Genomic DNA, 23,168 nt, shown 5'->3' with positions numbered 1-23,168 from the left:
AAGCCGGGGCACACCGTCGTGGACGGTGTGCCCCGGAAAGGGTGACGCTATCGGGTCAGAAGCCCGGGCCGTGCTGGTGACCGTGGCCGTGGCCGTGCCCACCGGCGGCGGCCGGCTCGGCCTGCTCCGGCTTGTCCACCACGAGGCTCTCCGTGGTGAGCAGCAGGCCGGCGATCGAGGCGGCGTTGGTGACCGCGTTGCGGGTCACCTTCACCGGGTCGATGATGCCGGCCTTGACCAGGTCGCCGTACTCGCCGGTGGCGGCGTCGAGGCCGTGGCCCCACTTCATCTCGGCGACCTTCTGGGTCACGACGTAGCCGTCGTGGCCGGCGTTCTGAGCGATCCAGCGCAGCGGCTCGACGAGCGCCTTGCGCACGATCGAGACGCCGACCTTCTCGTCACCGGTGAAGCCCAGGTCGTCGTCGAGCACCGGGAGGATCTGCACCAGGGCGGCGCCGCCGCCGGGCACGGTGCCCTCCTCGACCGCAGCCTTGGTCGCCGCGATGGCGTCCTCGATGCGGTGCTTGCGCTCCTTCATCTCGACCTCGGTCGCCGCGCCCACCTTGATCACGGCCACGCCGCCGGAGAGCTTCGCGAGCCGCTCGGCCAGCTTCTCCCGGTCCCAGTCGGAGTCGGAGGCCTCGATCTCCTTGCGGATCTGGGACACCCGGTCCTCGACGTCGGCCTTCTGGCCGCCGCCGTCGACGATCGTGGTGTTCTCCTTGTCGACCACCACGCGCCGAGCGGTGCCCAGCACCTCAAGGCCAACCTGGTCGATCTTGTAGCCCAGCTCCGGGGCGACCAGTTCGGCGCCGGTGGAGATGGCGATGTCCTGGAGCAGCGCCTTGCGCCGGTCACCGAAGCCCGGGGCCTTCACAGCGCAGACCTTGAGGGTCTTGCGCAGCGAGTTGACCACGAGGGTGGAGAGCGCCTGGCCCTCCACGTCCTCGGCGATGATCAGCAGCGGCTTGCTGTTCTGGAGGACCTTCTCCAGCAGCGGCAGCAGCTCCTCGATCGCGGAGATCTTCTGCGTGGTGACCAGGATGTAGGCGTCCTCGAGGACGGACTCCTGGCCCTCCAGGTCGGTGACGAAGTTGGGCGAGATGAAGCCCTTGTCGAACTGGAGACCCTCGGTCACCTCCAGCTCGGTGGTGAGCATCGAGCCCTCTTCGACGGTGATGACGCCGTCGCGGCCGACCCGCTCCATCGCCTCGGCGATGAGCTCGCCGATCGTGGAGTCCTGCGCGGAGATCGTGGCGACGTTCGCGATCGCCTTCTGGTCGGCGACCTCGACGGCACGGCCGAGCAGCGCCTCGGAGATCTTGGTGGCCGCCGCGTCGACGCCCCGCTTGAGGCCGGCCGGGTTGGTGCCGGCGGTCACGTTGCGCAGGCCCTCACGGACCATCGCCTGCGCCAGCACGGTCGCGGTGGTGGTCCCGTCGCCGGCGACGTCGTTGGTCTTGGTCGCCACCTCCTTGACCAGCTGCGCGCCGAGGTTCTCGTAGGGGTTGGTGAGCTCGATCTCCTTGGCGATGGTCACACCATCGTTGGTGATCGTCGGCGCACCAAATTTCTTGTCCAGGACGACGTTGCGCCCGCGCGGGCCGAGGGTGACCTTGACCGCGTCAGCGAGGGCGTTGACACCGTGCTCCAGCAGGTGTCGGGCGTCGTCCGAGAAGCTCAGGATCTTCGCCATGAATGTCCCTTCGAAGCGACGTTGCCCCGGCCCGGCGAGCCGGACCGGGGCAACGACACTGATCGGTTGCTTACTTCTCGATGACCGCGAGGACGTCGCGGGCGGAGAGCACCAGGTACTCTTCGCCGGCGTACTTGACCTCGGTGCCGCCGTACTTCGAGTAGAGGACGGTGTCGCCGACCTGCACGTCAACCGGAACCCGGTTGCCGTTGTCGTCGACGCGCCCCGGGCCCACAGCGAGGACGGTGCCCTCCTGCGGCTTCTCCTTGGCGGTGTCGGGGATCACGATGCCCGACGCCGTGGTGGTCTCAGCCTCGTTCGCCTGGACCACGATGCGGTCCTCGAGCGGCTTGATCGCAACCTTGGTCGCGGTAGTCACGGGCATACCCTCCTGGGGTACTGGATTCGTTACCGGTCGGCGGGGCCGACCAGCGTCATTTGCCACATGCCACCGGGCGGGGCCGTCGTCGCGGGTGCCGGTCCGCCTGGCGTTGCGCACCCGGGTCGCGAGACCCGGAAGCTGGCACCCTCGGGGTGAGAGTGCTAATCGCAGGTTATTCCGTGGCTGGCACTCCGTCAAGGAGAGTGCCAACGCGCGGCCTGTCGTGTCGCCACAATCTCGGCGAGCCGACGTCGGTAATCAACCCGGACCGGCCGCCCCTGCCGCTGGTCGGGACAATGCTCGGGTGGATCTCGATCAGCTGGCCGCGCTGCGTACCCCCGAGGGGTCGGCCGCGCTCGCGGCGGCGGCCGGGCTGGCCGGCGGCGACCCGCTGGCGGCGGCGTCGGCCCTACGATCGGCAGGGGTGCCACCCGCGCTCGCCGCGGCGGCGCTCACCCAGGCGGAGCTGCGCCACCGGGCGGTCGGCAAGTTCGGCCCGGCCGCCGCCGGGATGTTCCTCACCCGCGCCGGGCTGGAGCAGGCCACCCGCCGGGTCGTCGCGGACCGCCGCGCCGAACGGCTGCACGCGGCCGGCGTCCGCGCGCTTGCCGACCTGGGCTGCGGCCTCGGCGCCGACGCGCTCGCCGCCGCCCGCGCCGGCATCCGGGTGTACGGGGTGGAAGCCGACCCGGTGACCGCCGAGATGGCAGCCGCCAACGCCGCAGCGGCAGGGCTGGCCGAGCGCTTCACGGTCGAGTGCGGCGACGCCACAGCATTCGACGTCTCCCGGGTCGACGGCGTCTTCTGCGACCCGGCCCGACGTCGGGCCGGCACCGGCCGGCGGATCTTCGACCCGCGCGCCTACTCACCACCGTGGGACTTCGTGACAGGGCTTGCCGAACGGGTGCCCCGCACTGTGGTGAAGGTGGCACCGGGGTTGGACCACGCGCTCATCCCGCCCGGAGCCGAGGCGGAGTGGGTGAGCGTGGACGGTGACCTCGTCGAGGCCGCGCTCTGGTGCGGCGAACTGGCCCGGGAGCCCCGCCGCGCCACAGTCCACCGGCAGGAGGGCGCCGGGTACCGCCGCCACGAACTCACCGGCTCGGGTGCCGTCGAGGCCCCGGTCGGGCCGCCACGCCGCTACCTGTACGACCCGGACGCGGCGGTGGTACGCGCGCACCTCGTCGCCGAGCTGGCCGGTGAGCTGGACGCCACCCTCGGCGATCCGAGCATCGCCTACCTCTACGCCGACCAGCCGACCCGCACCCCGTACGCGCGCTGCCTGGAGGTCACCGACGTGCTGCCGTTCTCGCTCAAGCGCCTGCGGGCACTGCTGCGCGACCGCGGGGTGGGGCGGGTGGAGATCCTCAAGCGGGGCTCGGCGCTCACCCCGGAGCAGCTCCGCAAGGACCTGCGGCTGGCCGGCGACCAGGCGGCGAGCCTGGTGCTGACCCGGGTCGCCGGGTCGCCGACAGTGCTCGTCTGCCGGCCTGTCGACTAGGTTCTCAGGCGTGGCGGGACAGGGCACTCCGGCGACGGCACTGCTGGTAAAGCATGGCGTCGCGCATCGCATCCATCCGTACCGGGTGTCTCCGGACGCGCCGAACTACGGCGCGCTGGTGGCGGCGGCGCTCGGTGTGGCACCGGAGCGGGTGTTCAAGTCGTTGGTGACCGAGGTCGACGGCGCGCTCACGGTGGCAGTCGTTCCGGTCACCGGAGAACTGGACCTCAAGGCCCTCGCGGCGGCGGCCGGCGGCAAGCGGGCGACGCTCGCCGACCGGGCGGTCGCTGAGCGGGCCACCGGCTACGTACGGGGTGGCATCAGCCCGCTCGGGCAGCGTCGGCGCCTGCCCACAGTGCTTGACGAGTCCGCACTGGACCTGCCGACGATCTACGTCTCCGCTGGTAGGCGCGGTCTGCAACTGGAGCTGGCGGCGGCTGACCTGGTGGCTCTGACCGAGGCCCGCACCGCGGCGTTGCAAGCCCACTGAGGGCTTTCATGACGGTCGACGTCCGGTGGATGAGCGATGAGTAACAGTCGCGTTGCTGAATTGTTATCGCTATCAACAAACTCTGCACCTACGCGGTCTTGTGGACTCGGCGCGCCGCGCAATACGTTGCCGGGCACAACAAACTACACCTCCCCCACCTTCCGAAAGGACCCTGCACATGCGTAAGGGGATCCTCACCATCGCCGCCGTGGGCCTGCTCGCGACCGGCGGCTTGACCGCCTGTGGCGACGACGACTCCGGCGGCCAGGCCAGCTCCGCCAAGACTCCCAAGATCGGCGTGATCCTCCCGGACAGCAAGTCCTCCGTCCGCTGGGAGACCGCGGACCGCAAGTTCCTCAAGGAAGCGTTCGAGGCCGCCGGCGTCCAGTACGACATCCAGAACGCGCAGAACGACAAGTCCGCCTTCCAGACCATCGCCGACCAGATGATCACCAGTGGCGTCACCGTCCTGATGATCGTCAACCTGGACTCCGGCACCGGTAAGGCCGTGCTCGACAAGGCCAAGTCGCAGGGCGTCGCCACCATCGACTACGACCGGCTCACCCTGGGCGGCTCGGCCCAGTACTACGTCAGCTTCGACAACGAGACCGTCGGCAAGCTCCAGGGCGAGGGCCTGGCCAAGTGCCTGACCACCCAGGGCGTCAAGAACCCGGTCGTGTCGTACCTGAACGGCTCCCCCACCGACAACAACGCCACCCTGTTCAAGAACGGCTACGACTCGGTGCTCAAGCCGAAGTTCGACTCCAAGGAATACGTCAAGGGCCCCGAGGACGCCGTACCGGCCTGGGACAACGCGCAGGCGACGACGATCTTCGAGCAGCAGCTCACCAAGGCCAACGGCAAGATCGACGGCGTGCTGGCCGCCAACGACGGCCTCGGCAACGCCGCCATCTCCGTGCTGAAGAAGAACAAGCTCAACGGCAAGGTGCCGGTGACCGGGCAGGACGCCAGCACCGAGGGCCTGCAGAACATCCTCACCGGCGACCAGTGCATGACCGTCTACAAGGCCGTCCGGGAAGAGGCCAAGGCCGCCTCCGACCTGGCCATCGCACTGGCCAAGGGCGAGAAGAAGGACACCGGCCAGACGGTGAAGGACCCCGAAGGCGGCCGCGACGTCCCCTCGGTGCTGCTCACCCCGAAGGCCATCTACAAGGAGAACGTCAAGGACGTCATCGCCGACGGGTACGTGACCAAGGAAGAGGTCTGCGCCGGGACGTACGCCAAGCTCTGCGCCGACGCCGGCATCAGCTGACCGACGACGCAGTACCCGCCGGGACGACACCCGCCGCCCGGCACGGGAGCACCCTCCCGTGCCGGGCGGCGCCCGCCGGCCAGGCCCCGACCCTCCTAAGGAGACCCCCGTGTCCGCGACCCCCCTGCTGGAACTACGCGGGATCGACAAGAGCTTCGGTCCCGTACAGGTGCTCCGCGATGTCGCCTTCACCGTCCACCCAGGCGAAGTGACCGCGCTGGTCGGTGACAACGGCGCCGGCAAGTCGACACTGGTCAAGTGCATCAGCGGCATTCACCCCATCGACGCCGGCGAGGTCCTGTTCAACGGCGAACAGGTGAACATCAGCAACCCGCGCGACGCTGCGGCCCTCGGCATCGAGGTCGTCTACCAGGACCTCGCGCTCTGCGACAACCTCGACATCGTGCAGAACATGTTCCTCGGCCGGGAGAAGCGCCGCGGCATCGTCCTGGACGAGCCGACGATGGAACAGCTCGCCGCTGAGACACTCGCCGGGCTCTCCGTGCGCACCGTCACCTCGCTGCGCCAGCACGTCTCCAGCCTCTCCGGCGGCCAGCGACAGACCGTGGCCATCGCCAAGGCGGTGCTGTGGAACAGCAAGCTTGTCATCCTGGACGAGCCGACCGCGGCGCTCGGCGTCGCGCAGACCGCCCAGGTGCTCGAACTGGTCCGCCGGCTCGCCGACAACGGCCTCGCCGTGGTGCTCATCTCGCACAACATGAACGACGTCTTCGCCGTCTCCGACCGCATCGCCGCGCTGTACCTCGGCCAGATGGTCGCCCAGGTGAAGACCACCGACATCACTCATTCCCAGGTGGTCGAGCTGATCACCGCAGGGCGCTCGGGCGGGCTCGGCCTCGCCACCGACCCGGGTACGGGCGGCAACGGCAACGGCAACCAGCTGGCCGACTCGACCTCAGGAGGCGACCGATGACCACCACCGCCGTGCGGAAGGACGGCACAGCGGCCGTCACACCGCCGCCGACCGTCGGGAGCCACGCCCGCACCTACCTGAGTCGGGTACGCGGCGGCGACGTCGGCGCGCTGCCCGCGGTGCTGGGCCTGATCGTGCTCTGCACCGTCTTCGCGGTCATGCGGCCGTCGTCGTTCCTGTCGGCCGGTAACTTCGCCAACCTCTTCACCCAGGGCGCGGCGGTCACGCTCATCGCGATGGGCCTGGTCTTCGTGCTGCTGCTCGGCGAGATCGACCTCTCCGCCGGCTTCGCCAGCGGCGTCTGCGCGGCCGTACTCGCCAATGTGGTCACAGTGCTCGGCTACCCCTGGTGGGTCGCCGTGCTCGCCGCTGTCGCCACCGGCGTCGTCATCGGCACCGCCCTCGGCCTGCTCGTCGCGAAGATCGGCATTCCGTCCTTCGTGGTCACCCTCGCCGGCTTCCTCGCCTTCCAGGGCATCGTGCTGATGCTCATGAAGGAAGGCACGAACATCTCCGTACGCGACGACGTGCTTGTCGCCATCGCCAACCGCAACCTCGGCCCCGTCCTGGGCTGGGTGCTCACCATCGTCGCGGTCGCCGGTTACGCGGCCGTGCAACTGCTGAGGCACCGCAACCGGATCGCCCGGGGCCTGATCACCGATCCGCTGGCCGTCGTGGCCGCCCGGATCGTCGGGCTCGCCGTCCTGCTCGGCACGGCGGTCTTCATCCTCAACCTGGAGCGCAGCCGCAACGTGCTGGTCGTCTCCCTCAAGGGCGTGCCGATCGTCGTACCGGTCATCGCGGTACTGCTCATCATCTGGACCTTCGTGCTCCAGCGCACCAGCTACGGCCGCCACATCTACGCTGTGGGCGGCAACCGGGAAGCCGCCCGACGCGCCGGCATCGAGGTGGACCGCATCCGGATCTCGGTATTCGTCATCTGCTCCTCGATGGCTGCCGTCGGCGGCATCGTGGCTGCCAGCCGAGCCAACTCGGTCGACCCCAACACCGGGGGCAGTAACGTACTGCTCTACGCCGTCGGGGCGGCGGTGATCGGCGGCACAAGCCTCTTCGGTGGCAAGGGCCGGGTCTTCGACGCCGTCCTCGGTGGAGCGGTGGTCGCGGTCATCGACAACGGAATGGGCCTCATGGGTTACAGCGCGGGAGTCAAGTACGTGGTCACCGGCGTCGTGCTCATGCTCGCCGCCAGCGTCGACGCCTTCTCCCGCCGCCGGGCAGCCGCCACCGGCACCCGCTGATCACGCGGGGGGAGGTGACACCACATGCGCCCGGCACCAAGCCAGGACGAGGTCCGGCGGCAGAACCTGGGGGCTCTGCTGCGCCACGTACACGTCCACGGGGCGACCACACGGGCTGAACTGACCACCACCCTGAGGCTGAACCGCAGCACCATCGGGGCACTCACCGCCGACCTGACCTCAGTGGGGCTGGTCAGCGAGGGCACACCGAAGGAGACCGGCCGGGCCGGACGTCCGTCACTGGTCGTCCGGCCCGAATCCAACCGGGTGTACGCGTACGCGTACTCCGTCGAGGTTGACCGGCTGCGCGCCGCCCGCGTCGGGCTCGGCGGAGCGGTGCTGGAGCGCCGCGACCTGGACCGACCACGCGGCCTGCTGGCCGCCGAGGCCGCGCCGCTGCTTGCCGGCGCGGTCAAGGAGATGCAGCAGACGGTGCCCGCCGACGCGATCTGCGTCGGCGCCGGCGTGGCCGTCTGCGGCATGGTCCGCCGGGACGACGGCCTGGTCCGGCTCGGTCCCACCACCGGCTGGGTGGACGAGCCGATCGGTGCGGCGCTCGGTGCCGAACTCGGCATCGACGTACCGATCACGGTGGGCAACGTGGCCGACGTGGCGGCGTTCGCCGAACACACCAGGGGCGTCGCGGCCGGCTGCGACAACGTCATCTACCTGTACGGCGACGTCGGCGTCGGCGCCGGCATCATCGCCGGTGGACGCAGGCTCACTGGGCACGGCGGATACGGCGGCGAGGTCGGCCACATGAAGGTGGTCCGCGACGGCCTGCCCTGCGAGTGCGGCGCCCGGGGCTGCTGGGAGACCGAGATCGGCGAGCACGGTCTGCTGCGCGCCGCCGGCCGCTCCGACGCCCGGGGCCGCGACGCGCTGCTGGCCGTCTTCGACGCCGCCGACCGCGGTGACGCACGAGCCCAGACGGCGGTACGTCAGGCCGGCGACTGGCTCGGCTTCGGAGTGGCCAACCTGGTGAACGTCTTCAACCCCGAGATGCTCATCTTCGGCGGCACCATGCGCGACCTCTACCTCGCCGCGGCAGCCCAGATCCGCAGCCGCCTCAACTCCAACGCGCTCGGCGCATGCCTGGAGCACGTCCGGCTGCGCACCCCCCAGCTGGGCGAGGACGCACCCCTGATCGGCGCCGCCGAGTTGGCCTTCGAACGGCTCCTCGCAGACCCCCTCGACGTGGGCTGACGCGCGTACCCTGTCCGGCGTGGATGTCGAGCTGCGCGCCTCCGACGACGACCGCCACCGGGTGGTCGCCGAGCTGCACCGGCACACCACAGCGGGCCGGTTGACGCTCGACGAGTTCTCCGAGCGGGTCGGTGCGGTGTGGACGGCGCGTACCCTCGGTGACCTCGCCGTGCTGACCCGTGACCTGCCAGCTCTGCCTGGCGCCGGCGCCAGCACCCCGGCCGGCACCGAACATCTGGGGCACGGCCGCCGGGAGCTGCTGGTGCTCTTCGCTGTCGCCGCTGTCACCCTGCTGCTGCTCGGTGGTTTCCTCGCCATCACCCGCTGATCCGCGCCCGCGCCGATGAACTGATCGGGCGGAAAGTCCGTACCAGTGGACGGACGGGCAGCCGGCAGGCAACGGCTGCCCGGTCCAGACGCGTTTCGGTCCGGACCGAGGAGGCACCCCAGACATGGCACCGATCAGATCCGCCCGTCGCCAGCCGGGCAACCGGACCCACCGGGCGGCGATGCTACTCATCGCGATCGTCGCGGGGATCGGTGTGCTGCCCGGGGTGGCCGTCGCCGCTCCCGCTGGTGGGCAGCAGCTCAACGCCGCAGACATGACGCTGCTCAACGGGGTGCGGCTGGCCGGGCTGTGGGAGATGCCCGCCGGCCAGATGGCCGCCGAGAAGGGGCAGTCGGCAAAGGTCCGGGAGATCGGTGCGGGCATCGCAAACGAGCACCAGCAGCTCGACCAGCTCGTCGTGGATGCCGCGAACAAACTCGGCGCGACCATCCCCAGCGAGCCGACCGCCGAGCAGAAGGGCTGGCTGGCCGAGATGCAGAAGGCATCCGGCGCCCGGTTCGACCAGATCTTCGTCACCCGGCTCCGGGTGGCCCACGGCAAGATCTTCCCGGTGATCGGCGCGGTGCGGGCCAGCACCCGTGACGCGACGGTCCGCAAGCTCTGCGACGACGCCAACGGCTTTGTCATGCACCACATGCAGATGCTGGAGAGCACCGGCCTGGTCCGCTGGCCGGAACTGCCGCCGGCCGCCCTGCCTGCTCCGGGCTCAGACGGGCTGCTGGCCGCCGCCGCAGCCAACACCGGCCCACAGGTCGGGGTCAGCAGCACTGTCGTCTGGCTGGTCTTCCTCGCCGCGCTGGGCACCGGCGGAATCGCCACCTACCGCATGTTGCGCCGCAACTGACAGTCCACAGTCCGTCGTTGGTGGCCCCGTTCAGCGGTCGACCTGGGTGAAGTCCCAGGAGTGCGGGGCGCGGGCCACCAGCAGGGCAGGCGGGTCGGGCAGTGGGCGCGGGTTGCTGCGCCACTTGGAGATCACCACCACCCGGTGGTCGGTGGAGGAGAAAACCTCGCTGGACACGTGCAGCGGGTCGTGCTCCAACTCGGGCAAGGCCGTGTCGCACACCCACGTGATCAGGTCCGCGACACCGTACGCCTCGGCCCGCGCCTCCCACATCCGCACGATCATCTCCGGTGCCCCCGTCACACGCTTACCGTTGTCAGCGGCAGCGCCGAGTCGGCAGGCAGGTCCAGCCGGCTCGGCGCGACCCCGGCGGCGACCAGGTGCGAACCGAGCGCCGCCACCATCGCCCCGTTGTCGGTGCACAGTTTCGGCCGGGGCACCCGGACCCGGATGCCGTACTTCTCGGCCCGCTGCTCGGCCATCGCCCGCAGCCGGGAGTTCGCCGCCACTCCCCCGCCGATCACCAGCGTGTCGATGCCGTTCGCGCGGCAGGCGGCGAGCGCCTTGCTGGTCAGCACGTCGCACACCGCCTCCTGGAAGGACGCGGCCACGTCGGCCACCGGCACCGGCTCACCGGCGCGCTGCCGAGCCTCGACCCAACGGGCCACTGCGGTCTTCAGCCCGGAGAACGAGAAGTCGTACCGGTGGGCGGCGAGGTCCTTGGCGGCGGTCAGGCCCCGCGGGAAGGCGATCGAGGCGGCGTCACCGGCCCGCGCCTCCCGGTCGATGGGCGGACCGCCCGGGAACGGCAACCCGAGCAGCCGGGCGACCTTGTCGAACGCCTCGCCGGCCGCGTCGTCGATTGTGGCGCCGAGCGGGGTGACGCCACGGGCCAGGTCGTCGACGAGCAGCAGGGACGAGTGCCCGCCGGAGACGAGCAACGCGATGGCGGGTTCCGGCAGCGGCCCGTGTTCCAACGTGTCGACCGCGACGTGCGCGGCGAGGTGGTTCACGCCGTACACCGGCTTCTCGGCGGCCAGCGCGTACCCCTTGGCAGCGGCGACGCCGACGAGCAGGGCACCGGCGAGACCAGGCCCGGAGGTGACCGCGATGGCGTCGATGTCGGCCAGGGTGACACCGGCTTCGGTAAGCGCCCGCTGCATTGTCGGCACGATGGCCTCCAGGTGGGCCCGGCTGGCCACCTCGGGCACCACGCCACCGAAGCGGGCGTGCTCCTCGACGCTTGACGCGAGCGCGTCGGCAAGCAGGGTGTGCCCCCGCACGATGCCGATGCCGGTCTCGTCGCAGGAGGTCTCGATGCCCAGGATCAGCGGTTCGTCAGCCATTGTCGTGTGGTCCGTTCCCGGTCGGCTCGGCGACGCGTTGCATGACCAGCGCGTCGGTGTTGCTCGGTTGGTAGTAGCCGCGCCGCACCCCGATCGGCTCGAAGCCGTACATCGCGTAGAGCCGCTGCGCGGCGACGTTGTCCGCGGCGACCTCCAGCAGGGTGTTGCGTGCGCCGCGCCGGGCCGCCTCGGCGAGCAGGTCCTCCAGCAGGGCACGTCCCACGCCGCGTCGCTGGGCGTCCCGGCGGACTGCGATGTTCTGCACCCACACCTCGTCCGGCGGGGCTCCGGCGAGCCCTGCGTAGCCGAGAACGGTGCCGTCGGCGTCGACCGCGACACGGTAGTAATGCCCGTTGGCCAGTTCGTTCCAGAACATCGCCGGCGACCACTGCTCAGCGCCGAAGAGGTCCGCCTCGATCGGCAGCACCTCGTCGATGTGCCACCAACGGAACGGGTCCAGCCGGACGGTCGTGCTCACGGGAGGACCGGTTTGCGGCCGGTCGCCGCCACCGCGTCCGGGCGGCGCAGGTAGAGCGGGGTGAGCCGTTCACCGGGCGCGCCGGCCCGGATCCGCTCGCCGGCAAGCAGCGCCAGCACTGTGGCATCCGGGTAACGGGGCTCGACCCGTACCGGCATCTCCAGGACCTCGGCGTACCGGTGTGCTCCGTCGCCCACCGCGACAGTCGCTCCCAGTTCCCGGGCGCGGGCGGCGGCCACTGCCGGCGTGGACACCTCCGGACCGACGATTCGCTGGCCCGCGCCGTCGTAGACGGCCCAGTACAGTTCCCGCCGGCGGGCGTCGCTGGCCGCCAGCACCGGCTCGCCGACGGCTGCCGGGTGGCCGATCCCGTCGAGGGAGCAGACGCCGTACGTGGGGATGCCGAGCACCTGACCCATCGTCGCGGCGGTGACCAGCCCGACCCGCAGCCCCGTGAACGGCCCCGGACCGAGCCCGGCGACGATGGCGGTCAGGTCACCCGGACGCGCGTCGACGTCGGCGAGGACCGCGTCGATCTGGGGCGCGAGCAGTTCACCGTGCGCGCGGGCGTCGACCGTGCACCGGTGCGCACGGGACGTCACGCCGGCAGCCGAGACCTCCACCAGCGCTGCGGTCACCGCGGGGGTTGAGCTGTCCACCACGAGTACGAGCACGGTTAGCCAGCCTAGCCGCCCCACCGCCACCACGACCGCCGCCCCGGTCAGCTCCTGCCCACGCCCGCCACCCCCCGCCATCCCGCGACGCCCCCGCCCAGCCACGCCCGCAACCTCGTCGCGCCCTCACCTCACGACGCCCCACCTCGCCACGCCCGCAACCTCGCCAGGCCCGCCGCCCCGCCACGCCCACCACGCCCGCCACGCCCGCAACCTCGGCACCCCGCCGCATTGCCGTCGCTCCGGTTCTACCGGGCTGGCGTCACCTTGCAGCCGCATCGGCCCCACTCGCCGCGGCCACCACCTGCGGCCCGCCCACCTGACGGCGACGGGCGGCGTCCCTCGATGAGCGTGATGTCTGTGAGTCATCAAAATGACTCACAGACATCACGTTCATTGGACAGGGCACCGCCCACCAGCAGGTCATCGATCCGGCGCTGACCTCGGCCGGCGCAACGCCGAGTCGTGAATACGCCGCACCGGTGGAACAAGCCGCCCGGCTTGTTCCACCATGCCGGGATGTCACCCACTCGCCTTGTCTCCCTCCTCGGCGCCGCAGTGCGGCAACAACGAAACCTGCGCGAGTTGAGCCAGCGACAGTTGGCAGCGCTGGCCGGGGTCACCCAGGGGGCGGTGGCGCATATCGAACGCGGCGAGCGCACGCCGAGCATCCCCGTGCTGGAGCGGCTGCTCGCGGCCATGGGCCTCCAGCTGACCGTCGGGGTCGAACCCCTCGACGCGCACCTCGACGCCCGGATCGACGACCTGGCCGCCCGACCGATCGCCGAGCGGATCGATGAACTGGGTCTGGGTCGGTTGCTCGACCGGCTCCCCGATCTCCCGCAGGTGATCACCGGAAGCACTGCAGCACTGTTGCAGGGCGCGCCGGTGCCGGTCGACGCGCTGGAGATCGCCCTGCGCTGGCAGGACTCGAAACAGTTCACAGGCTGGTTGGAGGCGAACTACGGCCAGCGGTGGAACGCCCGCTGGGGTGAGTTCGGCGGGGTGTGGCTGGATCCTGAAGAACCGGGCGAGCACCGTTGGTCGACCCGCTACGGCGAGATCCGGGCCACGATGTGCGACGAGCTGCCGGCAACGATCGAGGTACGCCACGACGGGCGGGGTTACCAGGTGGTGCCGCTGGTCGAGCTGGAGTTGACCGAACCGAGGGCCGCCGAGCTGCTGCGCCGCTATCGGGCCCGACAGCTGGCCAGCGGGGGTTGACCCCACCGGCCAGCAGCTGCGGCGCGGTAAGCAGACGCCAGGCGCGGTCAGCAGACGGCAGGCCCGGTCAGCAGACGGCAGGCCCGGTCAACCGGCGGTGCGCTCCCAGTCGATGGTGGGTAGGCCAGCGTCGGCGAGGGCCTTGTTGGCAGCGCTGAACGGGCGGCTGCCCAGGAAGCCACGGGGGTTCATCGGGCTGGGGTGACCGGCCTCCAGCACGACGTGCTGCGGGTTGGTGACCAGTGCCGCCTTTTTGCGGGCGTAGCCGCCCCAGAGCAGGAAGACCACCCGGTCCGTCGAGGCGTCAAGTGCGCGGATGGTGGCGTCGGTGAACTCTTCCCAGCCGGCGTTGGCGTGCGAGCCCGGCGTGGCCTGGCGCACGGTAAGCACCGCGTTGAGCAGCAGCACGCCCTGCGAGGCCCAGCCGGCGAGGTTGCCGCCACTCGGCTTGGGCACGCCGACGTCCTCGGCCAACTCCTTGAAGACGTTGCGCAGTGACGGCGGCACCGCAACCCCGTCCCGGACGCTGAAGCTCAGCCCGTGCGCCTGCCCGGCCCGGTGGTAAGGGTCCTGCCCGAGGATCAGCACGCGGGTGCTCTGCGGCGGGCAGAGCCGGTATGCCGAGAACAGGTCCTCCAGAGGTGGGAAGACCGTGTGCGTCGCGTACTCCCGGGTGACGAACTCGGCCAGCGCGGTGGTGCGGGCCGGATCCAGGTGGGGGGTGAGCACGGAAAGCCACGGCTCCGGCAACAGGGCCAACAGATCCAGGGCGGGAGCGTCGTCGGGCATCAGGAACCTCTTCCAGCGCGGGTCGGTCCTCCGCACTCTAGGCACCGCGTACGACAGCGGCCCGTCGGCCTAACCCAGGTCGGCGATCCTCCGTGCCCAGTCGCCGCCCACCGGGTCCAGCTCGATGATCCGGGTGTCGTCGTCGCGGCGGTCGATGCGGACCCGCAGGTGCGCGTCGACCAACTGTTCCACAAGGCCCTCGCCCCACTCCACAACGGTGACCGACTCGTCCACCGAGGCGTCCAGGTCCAGGTCGTCGATCTCGGCGCGGGGGTCGCTGGCGTCGCCCAGGCGGTACGCGTCGGCGTGCACCAACGACACCTGGCCACCCCGTGCCTGGTCGGGCCGGTGCACCCGGGCGATAACGAACGTCGGCGAGGTGATGTCGCCCAGCACGCCGAGCCCGGCGCCGATGCCCTGGGTGAGTGCCGTCTTTCCGGCGCCCAGCGGCCCGGTCAACAGCACCAGGTCACCGGCGCGCAGCAGGCCGGCCAGCCTGCGGCCGAACTCGCGGGTGTCCTCGACGGTAGGCAGTTTGACGACGTGACTCACCGGTCCTCCACGCTCTCCAGTGACTCGAGAAACCGCTCCAGAGCGGCGTTTACCTCGTCGGCGTGCTCCAGCATCACCACGTGCCCGCTGTCTTTGATCTTGACGAACTCGGCATGCGGCAAACGCCGGACGATCTCCTCCGAGTGGGTCACCGGAGTGATCATGTCCTTGTCGCCGACGACCACAAGCACCGGGACGTTCGCCAATGCGGCAAGCGCCGGGAACCGCGAGTGCGTGGCGATGGTGCGCAGGTAGCGGGTCACCGTGTCGGCCGACGTCCGGGAGTTCATCATCTCCACGTAGGACACCAGCGCAGGGCTGGGCTTACGCGTGCCGAAGCCGTACTTGCGGGTGAGCAGCCAGGCCACGTTCGACGTGGACTTGCGGGCCTTGTCGATCACCTGGCCGCCGTACCGGGTGGCGTTGCTTGCCATGTACAGCACCGGGCCGCCGACCCTGCCGAGCAGCGCCGGCGCGACCAGCTTGGTCTCCGCGATCAGACCGCCCGAGGTGGCCATCAGCACGGTGCCCACCACCCGGTCACCGAACATCTCGGGGAACAACTCGGCGAACGCCATGATGGTCATGCCGCCCATCGAGTGGCCGACAAGCACCAGCGGCCCGTCCGGGGCGGTCCGGTCGATCACCTGGCGCAGCGTCCGGCCCAGCACCGCCAGGTCGTACTCCCCGGTCTCCAACCGGCCGGACCGGCCGTGACCCGGCTGGTCGTACGCGACGATCCGGTAGTCGCCACGGGCGGCGAGCATCTGGCGTTGGAAGTGGAATGTGCCCATGTCCAGGCAGAAGCCGTGCACAAGCACCACAGTGGGATGCCCGGGCGCCGGGCGGGTCGGCTCGACCACCTCGACGTGGATGTCGGTGCCGTCCGGTAGCTCCAGTCGGAACGCCTCGTCGCACGGCAACTCGTCGAACGTCTCGTGCGCGTACCGGTCAGTGGGGTCGGCTTTGAGCCGGCGCACCAGGGTGCGTTCGGTAGCGACGCCGACGGCCAGACCGGCCGCGGCGACACCCACCGCGCCCAGCAGGCCGGCGACCCGACCGGCCGCCGTCCGCGGACGAGGAATGCGATAGCTCACGGCGTCACCGTTGCCCGCGACCGCCGGGCCCGCAAACCCGGCTCACTCCTCGCGCTCACGGCGCCCGCTCGCCGTCGTAGACACGCGGCACCCGCGTGCTGCCGAACCGCGTGACGATCTCGTAGTTGATCGTGCCGGCCGCCTCGGCCCAGTCGTCGGCGGTCGGTGCGCCGTCCCTGCCGTCGCCGAACAACGTCGCGACGTCGCCGTCGACCACCGGGTCGTCACCACAGTCGATCACGAACTGGTCCATGCAGACCCGCCCGGCGATGGTCCGGCGTGCCCCGGCAAGCTGCACCGGCCCGGTGTTGGACGCGTGCCGGGGCACCCCGTCGGCGTACCCGAGAGGCACCAGGGCCAGATTCGCGTCCGCCTCCGTGGTGTACGTGTGCCCGTAGGAGACGCCGGTGCCGGCGGGCACCCGCTTGGTGAGCATCACCCGGGCGCGGGCGGTCATCGCCGGCCGCAGCCCGTACGTCTCGCCGGCCACCGGAGACAGACCGTAGACGGCCAGCCCGGGGCGGACCAGGTCGAAGTGGGTGTCGGGACGGGTCAGAGTGGCCGCCGAGTTGGCCAGGTGCCGCCAGCGCGGTCGCAGGCCGGCCTGCTCGACCATGGCCAGGCCCTCGTGGAAGACGGCCAACTGGCGGTCGGTGGTGGGGTGGCCGGGCATGTCCGCGTACACGAAGTGGCTCCACACACCGACCACCTCGACCAGGCCGTCGGTCTGCGCCTTCGCGGCGGCGTCCAGCATCTCCGGCCAGTCGGCGACTGTGGCGCCACCTCGGGAGAGCCCAGTGTCGATCTTCAGGTGCAGCCTGGCCGGACGCTCGGCGCGGCGGCTCGCCTCGATCATCTCGTCCAGTTGCGGCAGGCTGGCCGCGCTCAGGTCCACCCCTGCGCTTACCCCCTCGTGCAGGGGCAACCCGGGTGCGAGCAACCAGGCCAGCACCGGTGCGGTGATCCCGGCCCGGCGCAGCGTGAGCGCCTCGTCGAGGGTGCACACGCCGAGCCAGTCGGCGCCAGCGTCCAGGGCGGCGCGGGCGGCCGGGAGCATGCCGTGGCCGTACCCGTCGCCCTTGACGACCGCCATCACCTCGGCGGTCGTGCCGGAGCGGAGCCGGCTCACGTTCTCACGGATCGCGTCAAGGTCGACACGTACCTCGGCCTGCCACATGCACCCAGCCTACTTTCCGCGCTGATCACCGCGGGCGGCGACGCACGGCCCGACCGTCAACCCGACAGTCAACCCGAAACGGTCACTACCTGCCCAACTGGGCGATGACCGGGCGCAGCCCGGTCACCACGTCGGGCGCGGTCACCGGGCCACTCCGGGCCGCCTCCCGACCGGCCAGCCCGTGCAGGTACGCGGCTGCGGCAGCGGACCGGTCCGCCGGCACTCCGGCCGCCAGGAACGAGCCGAGCAGTCCGGCCAGCACATCACCAGTGCCACCGGTGGCCAACGCCGGGCTGCCGGTCGGGTTGACGTACGCCCGGCCGTCCGGCGTGCCGATCACCGTACGGTCCCCCTTGAGCAGGACCACCGCGTTCATCCAGGCGGCCAGCCGCAGTGCGGCACCGACCCGGTCGGCGCCGGGCTCCTCCCCACAGAGCCGGGTGAACTCCCGGTCGTGCGGGGTGACCACGATCGGCGCGTCCCGGCCGCGCAGCCGGTCGGCGAGGGAGCCGTCCACAAGCAGGGTAAGCGCGTCGGCGTCGAGCACCACAGGCACCGGGGCGGCCAGGACTGCCCGCAGCTCGGCTGCCGCGTCCTCGCCGGTGCCCAGTCCGGAGCCGCACACCCAGGCCTGCACCCGGCCGGCGTCGGCGACCCGGCCGGTGGCGATCACCGAGGGGTGCTGGTGCAGCACCTCGCCCCGGGCGCCCCCGGCGTAGCGGACCAGGCCGGTCGGTCCCGCGAGGGCGCCGCCGACGGAGAGCACCGCCGCACCCGGGTACGTCGCCGAGCCGGTCGCCACCCCGACCACACCCCGGGTGTACTTCTCCGACGCCGCGCCCAGCTCCGGCCACCACCGCACGACGTCGGACCACTCGGTGACCTGCAGCGCGGGGGTGCCCCGCAGCCATGGCCGCAGCCCGATGTCGACAAGTTCCACCTGCCCGGCCAGCGCGGCTGCCGGCCCGACCACCAGGGCGGGCTTCAGCGCACCGAACGTCACAGTCACGTCGGCGCGTACCGCTGTAGGCCGATCGGACACGGCCGGCGGGACGTGCCCGGTGTCTACGGCCACCCCGCTCGGCACGTCCACGGCCAGCACTGTGGCCCGCCCTCCGTCACGGCCGCGCAGCTCGTCGAGGCGCTGGACCATCCCGGCGGCGTTCGCCCGCAACCCGCCCGTACCACCGATGCCGACGATGCCGTCGAGGACAAGGTCGACAGGGCCGCTCGGGCCCTGGACCAGCCGACCGCCGGCGGCCCGCAGCGCGGCCAGGCCCGCGGCGTGCGCCCGTCCGGGGGCGATCAGCAGGGCGGACACCTCGACGCCCCGGCGGGCCAGCCGCTCCCCGGCGTAGAGCGCGTCACCACCGTTGTCGCCGGAGCCGACAAACAGCAGCACCCGGCCGCCGTACACCCCGCCCCGCTCGGCGAGCAGCAGCGCGGCCCGGCGGGCAAGCCCGGCGGCGGCGCGCTGCATAAGCGTGCCGCTCGGCAGCGTGCCCATCAGCCCCGCCTCGGCCGCCCGCACGTCGGCCACCCGCCACACCGGTCTCATGTCACCGTGCTCCATCCGTTCACGAATGGGCCGGCGCGGCCCACAGGGCCGATGCCGACGATCACCACTTCACCCTACCGGCGGCGGGGGCCGCAGATTAGCCGTCGGGCACGCGGTGGGCAACGCCTGTGGACACCCAGGGGGTACGCCGACAGCCCGCTGTCCACAGGGCACCCCGCCTCCCTCCGACCGGGCCTAGCGTCAGCGCGTCGATGCCGATCGTCCACGGGGGTGGGGTCATGACCGAGGAGCCGTTCGCCGTCCAGCCGCAGGAGTTGCGCGTCGTGGCCGGTGCGCTCGACGACGAGGCGTACCGGCTGGCGTTGGGTCTGGCCCGGGTGCCCGGCCTGCTGGTGCCGGCGGACGGTTGGCGGGCCGCCACGGCGTTGGCCGGGCTGGAGGCGGCCGGGCACTCCTGGTTCTGCCGGCTGGGCGCCCAGGTGGCGGCGGCCTCGGGTGGGGTGCGGGCGTCAGCTGAGGCGTACGAGACTGTGGACGACCGGGCCGCCGGCCGGTTCACCGGCCTGCCCCGGTGACCGGCGTCGGCTACCGGCAGCTCTGGGCCGCCGACCCGGGCAGGTGGCGGGCCGCCGGGGCGGCCTGGGCCGGGTTGACAGTGCCGGTGCAGCAGCGCGTCGACGGCCTGGGAGCGACCGCCGGGCGGTTGCGCAGCGGGTGGTCGGGTGCGGCGGCCACCGCTGCCGGTGCCCGCCTCGGCGGTCTCCGCGAGGAGTTGGCATCGGTCGCCCCCGCGCTGATCGAGGCCGATCAGGTGCTGGCCGAGCTGGCCGGGCGGCTGACGGTGGCGAAGGCCCGGCTGGCCGAGGCGGTCAGACTGGCCGACGCAGCGGGTCTGGTGGTGGATCGGACGGGCGCGGTGCGGGCCGATCCGTCCCGGGTGGCGCCGACCGAGCGGGCCGGCGTCGCGGCGGCCGGGGCCACGGCAGCGCTGCGGGACGCCCTCGACCGGGCCGGCGCGGCGGACCGGCTGGCCGCCGACCGACTGGACGAGCTGGCCCGGGCCGCCGGTTCCGGTTGGGTGTCCCCACCGCCGCCCGGCCGGCCCGCTCCCGGGGCCTCGCCGGCCCTGGTGCGCGCCTGGTGGTCCGGGTTGACCCCGGCCCAGCGACGGTGGCTGGTGGTGCGCGAGCCGGCCCTGGTCGGCCGCCTGGACGGGGTGCCGGTGGCCGCCCGGGACCAGGCCAACCGGCTGCTGCTCGGGTCCCGACGTGCGGAGTTGCTCGCCGAGCGTCGGCGGCTGTTGGCGCGGGTGCCCCCGGGGCCTGTCGCGTCGGTGCGGCTGCGGGCGGTGGCGGCCCGCCTGGCCGGCCTGGACGCGCTTGTCGAGCGCCTGACGGCGTCCGGGGAGCCGCGGGCGTACCTGCTGGGGCTGGATCCCGCAGGCGAGGGCCGGGTGGTGGTGGCGCTCGGCGACCCGGACCAAGCCGACCGGGTGTTTACGTACGTGCCGGGGACGGGCTCCGGTCTGGACGACGCCCCCGGCGAACTGGGTCGGGCGGCGCGGGTGCTCGACCGGTGCGCCGCGCTCGCCCCGGGTGAGCGCAGCGCGGCGGTGCTCTGGCTGGACTACGACGCGCCGGATTTCCTTCACGAGGCGGCGTCGGCCGGCCAGGCCCGGGATGCAGGCCCGGCGCTGCACCGCTTCCAGGAGGGGCTGCGCGCCAGCCACGAGGGACCGCCAGCCCGGCAGACCGTGCTCGGGCACAGCTACGGGTCGCTCGTGGTGGGTGTGGCCGCCCGGGAGCACGGGTTGGCCGCCGACGCGCTGATGTTCGTCGGCTCACCCGGGGTCGGTGCGGCACACGCCGGCGAGTTGGGCGTACCGCCGGGTCAGGTCTGGGCCAGCCAGGCCCCCGACGACGTGATCCGCCTGGCCCAGCCGGTGGACGAGTTCGGCCGGCGGGCCCTGCTCGGCGCGGCACCACTCGCCGCCGTGCTGGGCTGGCCCGACCGCACCGGCCACGAGCTGTGGTTCGGTCACGACCCTGCCGATCCAGGGTTCGGCGGTCGGGTCTTCCGCAGCGGGCGAGGCGGGCACTCCGGTTACTGGGACCCGGGCAACCCCGCACTGGACGGGATGGCCCGGGTCGTGCTGGGCCGCTGAGGGCTACTCGACGGTGACCGACTTGGCCAGGTTGCGGGGCTGGTCCACGTCGTGCCCCCGGGCGGCGGCGATCTCGGCGGCGAGCACCTGCAACGGGACCGTGGTGACCAGAGGTGCCAGCAGGGTCGGCGTACGCGGCACGTAGATCAGATGGTCGGCGTACCGGACGACAGCCTCGTCGCCCTCCTCGGCGATCACGATGGTGCGTGCGCCGCGCGCCCGTACCTCCTGGATGTTGGAGACGACCTTGTCGTGCAGCATTCCCCGGCCGACCGGCGACGGCACTACGCAGATCACCGGGGTGCCCTTGTCGATAAGGGCGATCGGGCCGTGCTTCAGCTCGCCGGCCGCGAAGCCCTCGGCGTGCATGTACGCAAGTTCCTTGAGCTTCAGCGCGCCCTCCAGGGCGACCGGGTAGCCGACGTGCCGACCGATGAACAGGATGGTGGGCTCGGCCTTCAGCTCTCGGGCCAGCTCGCGGACGGGCTCGATCCGGGCTAGCAGCTCACGCAGCTTGCCCGGCATCTCCTGCAACTGGGCGACAACCGCGCCTACCTCGTCAGCGAACTTGATGCCGCGTACCTGGGCCAGGTGCAGCCCGATCAGATAGCAGGCGACGAGCTGGGTGAGGAACGCCTTTGTGGAGGCGACGGCGATCTCCGGCCCGCCGTGGGTGTAGAGGACGGCGTCGGACTCGCGCGGGATCGTCGAGCCGTTGGTGTTGCAGATGGCCAGCACCCGGGCCTTCTGCTCCTTTGCGTGCCGCAGCGCCATCAGGGTGTCCATCGTCTCGCCGGACTGCGAGATCACCACGATCAGCGTGGACCGGTCGAGCACCGGGTCGCGGTAGCGGAACTCGCTGGCAAGCTCCACCTCGCACGGGATCCTTGTCCAGTGCTCGATGGCGTACTTGGCGACCATGCCGGAGTGGTACGCCGTGCCGCAGGCCACGATGAAGATCTTGTCGACGTCCCGCAGATCCTGGTCGCTGAGGCGGACCTCGTCCAGGGCGATCTCACCGGTCTCGGTGAGCCGGCCGAGCAGGGTGTCGGCGATGGCCTGCGGCTGCTCCTCGATCTCCTTGAGCATGAACCAGTCGTAGCCGCCCTTCTCGGCCGCCGACGAGTCCCAGTCGATGTGGAAGTCCTTACCGCTTGCGGGCTGGCCGTCGAAGTCGGTGATCTCGATGCTGTCGCCGGTGATCAGGACGATCTGGTCCTGGCCCAGCTCCACGGCGTCCCGCGTGTGCTCGATGAACGCGGCCACGTCGCTGGCCAGGTAGTTTTCTCCGTCGCCCCGGCCGACCACCAGCGGCGAGTTGCGGCGGGCGCCGACGACCGCGCCGGGCACCGCGGCGTCGACCGCCAGCAGTGTGAACGCGCCCTCCAGCCGCTGGCAGACCACCCGCATGCCGGCGGCGAGCAGTTGCGGGCTGTCCGGCTGACCGGCGGCCCGCAGGTCGGCCAGCGCCGCAGAGAGCAGATGCGCGGCGCACTCGGTGTCGGTGTCGCTGGTGAACTGGACGCCGTCGTCCTCCAACTCCGCGCGGAGCTTGGCGAAGTTCTCGATGATGCCGTTGTGGATGACCGCGACCCGGCCGTCGGGGGCGGTGTGCGGGTGGGCGTTGCGGTCCGTGGGACCGCCGTGGGTGGCCCAGCGGGTGTGCCCGATGCCTGTGGTGCCGTCACCAATGCCCAACGGGCTGGCCGCGCAGGAGGTCGGGTCGTCGGCGGCCCGCTCGGAGAGCACCTTCTCCAGGTTGGCGAGCTTGCCGGCCTTCTTCTCGGCCAGCAGTTGACCGTCACAAACGATCGCGACGCCCGCCGAGTCGTAGCCGCGGTATTCCAACCGCCGCAGCCCATCGAGCACGATGCCCAGTGCGGGGCGCGCGCCCGCGTATCCCACGATTCCACACATGGCCCGCAGCCTAACCCAGTTTCGCTCACCATGGGTGCTCGAAAGTCGGCCTATCAATCACGGAATCTGAGCGATCGGCGGGTAGAGCGTCCAGACCAGGACAACCCGAGCCACTCGAATACAAGAGCCAGCCAGCCCGCAAGCCATACCCGTTCCCACTCACCTCACCCACCCGGTCCACCCCGACCCGAATCGACCAGCCCCGGTCCAGCCCGACCCAACCTGCCATGCCATCCCAGCCCGATCCAGCCATGCCGCCCCAGTCCAGCCCATGCCGCCCCAGCCCCAGCCCCAGCC

Annotated in this window: 23 protein-coding genes; 11 read left to right on the top strand and 12 right to left on the bottom strand. The window is 71.6% G+C overall.

All coding sequences use genetic code 11. The features are described 5' to 3' along the window. Nucleotides 1-55 precede the first annotated feature (55 nt). On the bottom strand, nt 56-1,696 hold the full coding sequence (gene groL / locus ACLQ23_RS15490; protein ID WP_355590620.1) for a chaperonin GroEL: 1,641 nt from the start codon (nt 1,694-1,696) through the stop codon (nt 56-58). Nucleotides 1,697-1,766: 70 nt separating this feature from the next. Continuing rightward, nucleotides 1,767-2,081: a co-chaperone GroES gene (groES, locus tag ACLQ23_RS15485; RefSeq protein ID WP_030330046.1), complete on the bottom strand. Its 315-nt coding sequence runs from the start codon at nt 2,079-2,081 to the stop codon at nt 1,767-1,769. 301 nt (nt 2,082-2,382) lie between these two features. Here groES and ACLQ23_RS15480 point away from each other — a divergent pair, with 301 nt between their 5' ends. The 8 genes from ACLQ23_RS15480 to ACLQ23_RS15445 all read left to right on the top strand — a co-directional run bounded on the left by ACLQ23_RS15480 (nt 2,383) and on the right by ACLQ23_RS15445 (nt 9,934). Then, entirely contained in the window at nt 2,383-3,579 is a 1,197-nt protein-coding gene (locus ACLQ23_RS15480) for a THUMP-like domain-containing protein (protein ID WP_355629021.1), read from the top strand. 10 nt (nt 3,580-3,589) lie between these two features. Continuing rightward, nucleotides 3,590-4,069 (top strand): Cys-tRNA(Pro) deacylase, encoded by a 480-nt coding sequence (gene ybaK, locus ACLQ23_RS15475; RefSeq protein ID WP_355629024.1) that lies wholly within the window; start codon nt 3,590-3,592, stop codon nt 4,067-4,069. Nucleotides 4,070-4,247: 178 nt separating this feature from the next. Further along, nucleotides 4,248-5,342, top strand: coding sequence for a sugar ABC transporter substrate-binding protein (locus tag ACLQ23_RS15470; protein ID WP_355590615.1), 1,095 nt, complete (start codon nt 4,248-4,250; stop codon nt 5,340-5,342). 109 nt (nt 5,343-5,451) lie between these two features. Beyond that, complete coding sequence (locus ACLQ23_RS15465) at nt 5,452-6,276, top strand: ATP-binding cassette domain-containing protein (RefSeq protein ID WP_355590613.1); 825 nt, start codon at nt 5,452-5,454, stop codon at nt 6,274-6,276. Further along, nucleotides 6,273-7,535: a sugar ABC transporter permease gene (locus ACLQ23_RS15460; RefSeq protein WP_425880753.1), complete on the top strand. Its 1,263-nt coding sequence runs from the start codon at nt 6,273-6,275 to the stop codon at nt 7,533-7,535. The genes ACLQ23_RS15465 and ACLQ23_RS15460 overlap by 4 nt, the downstream gene beginning before the upstream one ends. 24 nt (nt 7,536-7,559) lie before the next feature. Beyond that, complete coding sequence (locus ACLQ23_RS15455) at nt 7,560-8,741, top strand: ROK family protein (RefSeq protein ID WP_355590609.1); 1,182 nt, start codon at nt 7,560-7,562, stop codon at nt 8,739-8,741. 19 nt (nt 8,742-8,760) lie between these two features. Further along, nucleotides 8,761-9,069 carry a DUF1707 SHOCT-like domain-containing protein gene (locus tag ACLQ23_RS15450; RefSeq protein WP_355590607.1) on the top strand — a complete coding sequence of 103 codons (309 nt, stop codon included), beginning with the start codon at nt 8,761-8,763 and terminating at the stop codon, nt 9,067-9,069. Nucleotides 9,070-9,193: 124 nt separating this feature from the next. Then, nucleotides 9,194-9,934 (top strand): DUF4142 domain-containing protein, encoded by a 741-nt coding sequence (locus ACLQ23_RS15445; RefSeq protein ID WP_355590605.1) that lies wholly within the window; start codon nt 9,194-9,196, stop codon nt 9,932-9,934. A 30-nt stretch (nt 9,935-9,964) separates the two neighbouring features. Here the strand turns inward: ACLQ23_RS15445 and ACLQ23_RS15440 are convergent, their stop codons facing one another. The 4 genes from ACLQ23_RS15440 to tsaB are packed head-to-tail and all read right to left on the bottom strand — an operon-like array spanning nt 9,965 to nt 12,432. Continuing rightward, nucleotides 9,965-10,219, bottom strand: coding sequence for a hypothetical protein (locus tag ACLQ23_RS15440; protein ID WP_053660576.1), 255 nt, complete (start codon nt 10,217-10,219; stop codon nt 9,965-9,967). Between the two features lie 14 nt (nt 10,220-10,233). Continuing rightward, nucleotides 10,234-11,280, bottom strand: coding sequence for a tRNA (adenosine(37)-N6)-threonylcarbamoyltransferase complex transferase subunit TsaD (gene tsaD, locus ACLQ23_RS15435; protein ID WP_355631505.1), 1,047 nt, complete (start codon nt 11,278-11,280; stop codon nt 10,234-10,236). Beyond that, entirely contained in the window at nt 11,273-11,758 is a 486-nt protein-coding gene (rimI, locus tag ACLQ23_RS15430; protein ID WP_355590599.1) for a ribosomal protein S18-alanine N-acetyltransferase, read from the bottom strand. The genes tsaD and rimI overlap by 8 nt, the downstream gene beginning before the upstream one ends. Further along, entirely contained in the window at nt 11,755-12,432 is a 678-nt protein-coding gene (tsaB, locus tag ACLQ23_RS15425) for a tRNA (adenosine(37)-N6)-threonylcarbamoyltransferase complex dimerization subunit type 1 TsaB (RefSeq protein ID WP_355590596.1), read from the bottom strand. Before tsaB ends, rimI begins: the two co-directional genes overlap by 4 nt. A gap of 519 nt (nt 12,433-12,951) precedes the next feature. Between tsaB and ACLQ23_RS15420 the strand changes: the two genes are divergently transcribed. Next, nucleotides 12,952-13,656 carry a helix-turn-helix domain-containing protein gene (locus ACLQ23_RS15420; protein ID WP_355590593.1) on the top strand — a complete coding sequence of 235 codons (705 nt, stop codon included), beginning with the start codon at nt 12,952-12,954 and terminating at the stop codon, nt 13,654-13,656. An 87-nt stretch (nt 13,657-13,743) separates the two neighbouring features. On the opposite strand, the gene ung is transcribed toward ACLQ23_RS15420, so the two are convergent. The 5 genes from ung to ACLQ23_RS15395 form a co-directional block, all read right to left on the bottom strand. Continuing rightward, the gene (gene ung, locus ACLQ23_RS15415; RefSeq protein ID WP_355590590.1) at nt 13,744-14,445 is read right to left on the bottom strand and encodes a uracil-DNA glycosylase; all 702 of its coding nucleotides are present in this window, start codon (nt 14,443-14,445) and stop codon (nt 13,744-13,746) included. Nucleotides 14,446-14,514: 69 nt separating this feature from the next. Next, nucleotides 14,515-14,997, bottom strand: coding sequence for a tRNA (adenosine(37)-N6)-threonylcarbamoyltransferase complex ATPase subunit type 1 TsaE (gene tsaE / locus ACLQ23_RS15410; RefSeq protein ID WP_355590587.1), 483 nt, complete (start codon nt 14,995-14,997; stop codon nt 14,515-14,517). Continuing rightward, a complete protein-coding gene (locus ACLQ23_RS15405) occupies nt 14,994-16,094 on the bottom strand; it encodes an alpha/beta fold hydrolase (protein WP_355590584.1) in 1,101 nt (366 codons plus the stop codon). The genes tsaE and ACLQ23_RS15405 overlap by 4 nt, the downstream gene beginning before the upstream one ends. Before the next feature lie 55 nt (nt 16,095-16,149). Beyond that, nucleotides 16,150-17,271: an alanine racemase gene (alr, locus tag ACLQ23_RS15400; RefSeq protein WP_425734834.1), complete on the bottom strand. Its 1,122-nt coding sequence runs from the start codon at nt 17,269-17,271 to the stop codon at nt 16,150-16,152. A gap of 85 nt (nt 17,272-17,356) precedes the next feature. Next, complete coding sequence (locus ACLQ23_RS15395) at nt 17,357-18,829, bottom strand: NAD(P)H-hydrate dehydratase (protein ID WP_355631499.1); 1,473 nt, start codon at nt 18,827-18,829, stop codon at nt 17,357-17,359. A gap of 239 nt (nt 18,830-19,068) precedes the next feature. Between ACLQ23_RS15395 and ACLQ23_RS15390 the strand changes: the two genes are divergently transcribed. Further along, nucleotides 19,069-19,365, top strand: a complete 297-nt coding sequence (locus ACLQ23_RS15390) for a hypothetical protein (RefSeq protein WP_355590575.1) — start codon at nt 19,069-19,071, stop codon at nt 19,363-19,365. Continuing rightward, nucleotides 19,362-20,954, top strand: a complete 1,593-nt coding sequence (locus ACLQ23_RS15385) for an alpha/beta hydrolase (RefSeq protein ID WP_355631496.1) — start codon at nt 19,362-19,364, stop codon at nt 20,952-20,954. The genes ACLQ23_RS15390 and ACLQ23_RS15385 overlap by 4 nt, the downstream gene beginning before the upstream one ends. A gap of 3 nt (nt 20,955-20,957) precedes the next feature. On the opposite strand, the gene glmS is transcribed toward ACLQ23_RS15385, so the two are convergent. Beyond that, a complete protein-coding gene (gene glmS / locus ACLQ23_RS15380; RefSeq protein ID WP_425880752.1) occupies nt 20,958-22,871 on the bottom strand; it encodes a glutamine--fructose-6-phosphate transaminase (isomerizing) in 1,914 nt (637 codons plus the stop codon). Nucleotides 22,872-23,168: the final 297 nt, after the last annotated feature.

Source organism: Micromonospora sp. DT41, assembly GCF_049841715.1.
Taxonomy (GTDB): Bacteria; Actinomycetota; Actinomycetes; order Mycobacteriales; family Micromonosporaceae; genus Micromonospora; species Micromonospora profundi.
This window is presented reverse-complemented; position numbering and strand designations above follow the sequence as displayed.

Bases quoted from the DNA above. Each gene is read 5' to 3' on its own strand.
- groL (WP_355590620.1), bottom strand. From the start codon at position 1,696: ATGGCGAAGATCCTGAGCTTCTCGGACGACGCCCGACACCTGCTGGAG.
- groES (WP_030330046.1), bottom strand. From the start codon at position 2,081: ATGCCCGTGACTACCGCGACCAAGGTTGCGATCAAGCCGCTCGAGGAC.
- ACLQ23_RS15470 (WP_355590615.1), top strand. From the start codon at position 4,248: ATGCGTAAGGGGATCCTCACCATCGCCGCCGTGGGCCTGCTCGCGACC.
- ACLQ23_RS15460 (WP_425880753.1), top strand. From the start codon at position 6,273: ATGACCACCACCGCCGTGCGGAAGGACGGCACAGCGGCCGTCACACCG.
- ACLQ23_RS15455 (WP_355590609.1), top strand. From the start codon at position 7,560: ATGCGCCCGGCACCAAGCCAGGACGAGGTCCGGCGGCAGAACCTGGGG.
- ACLQ23_RS15445 (WP_355590605.1), top strand. From the start codon at position 9,194: ATGGCACCGATCAGATCCGCCCGTCGCCAGCCGGGCAACCGGACCCAC.
- ACLQ23_RS15440 (WP_053660576.1), bottom strand. From the start codon at position 10,219: ATGATCGTGCGGATGTGGGAGGCGCGGGCCGAGGCGTACGGTGTCGCG.
- tsaD (WP_355631505.1), bottom strand. From the start codon at position 11,280: ATGGCTGACGAACCGCTGATCCTGGGCATCGAGACCTCCTGCGACGAG.
- ACLQ23_RS15420 (WP_355590593.1), top strand. From the start codon at position 12,952: ATGTCACCCACTCGCCTTGTCTCCCTCCTCGGCGCCGCAGTGCGGCAA.
- ung (WP_355590590.1), bottom strand. From the start codon at position 14,445: ATGCCCGACGACGCTCCCGCCCTGGATCTGTTGGCCCTGTTGCCGGAG.
- alr (WP_425734834.1), bottom strand. From the start codon at position 17,271: ATGTGGCAGGCCGAGGTACGTGTCGACCTTGACGCGATCCGTGAGAAC.
- ACLQ23_RS15395 (WP_355631499.1), bottom strand. From the start codon at position 18,829: ATGAGACCGGTGTGGCGGGTGGCCGACGTGCGGGCGGCCGAGGCGGGG.
- ACLQ23_RS15390 (WP_355590575.1), top strand. From the start codon at position 19,069: ATGACCGAGGAGCCGTTCGCCGTCCAGCCGCAGGAGTTGCGCGTCGTG.
- glmS (WP_425880752.1), bottom strand. From the start codon at position 22,871: ATGTGTGGAATCGTGGGATACGCGGGCGCGCGCCCCGCACTGGGCATC.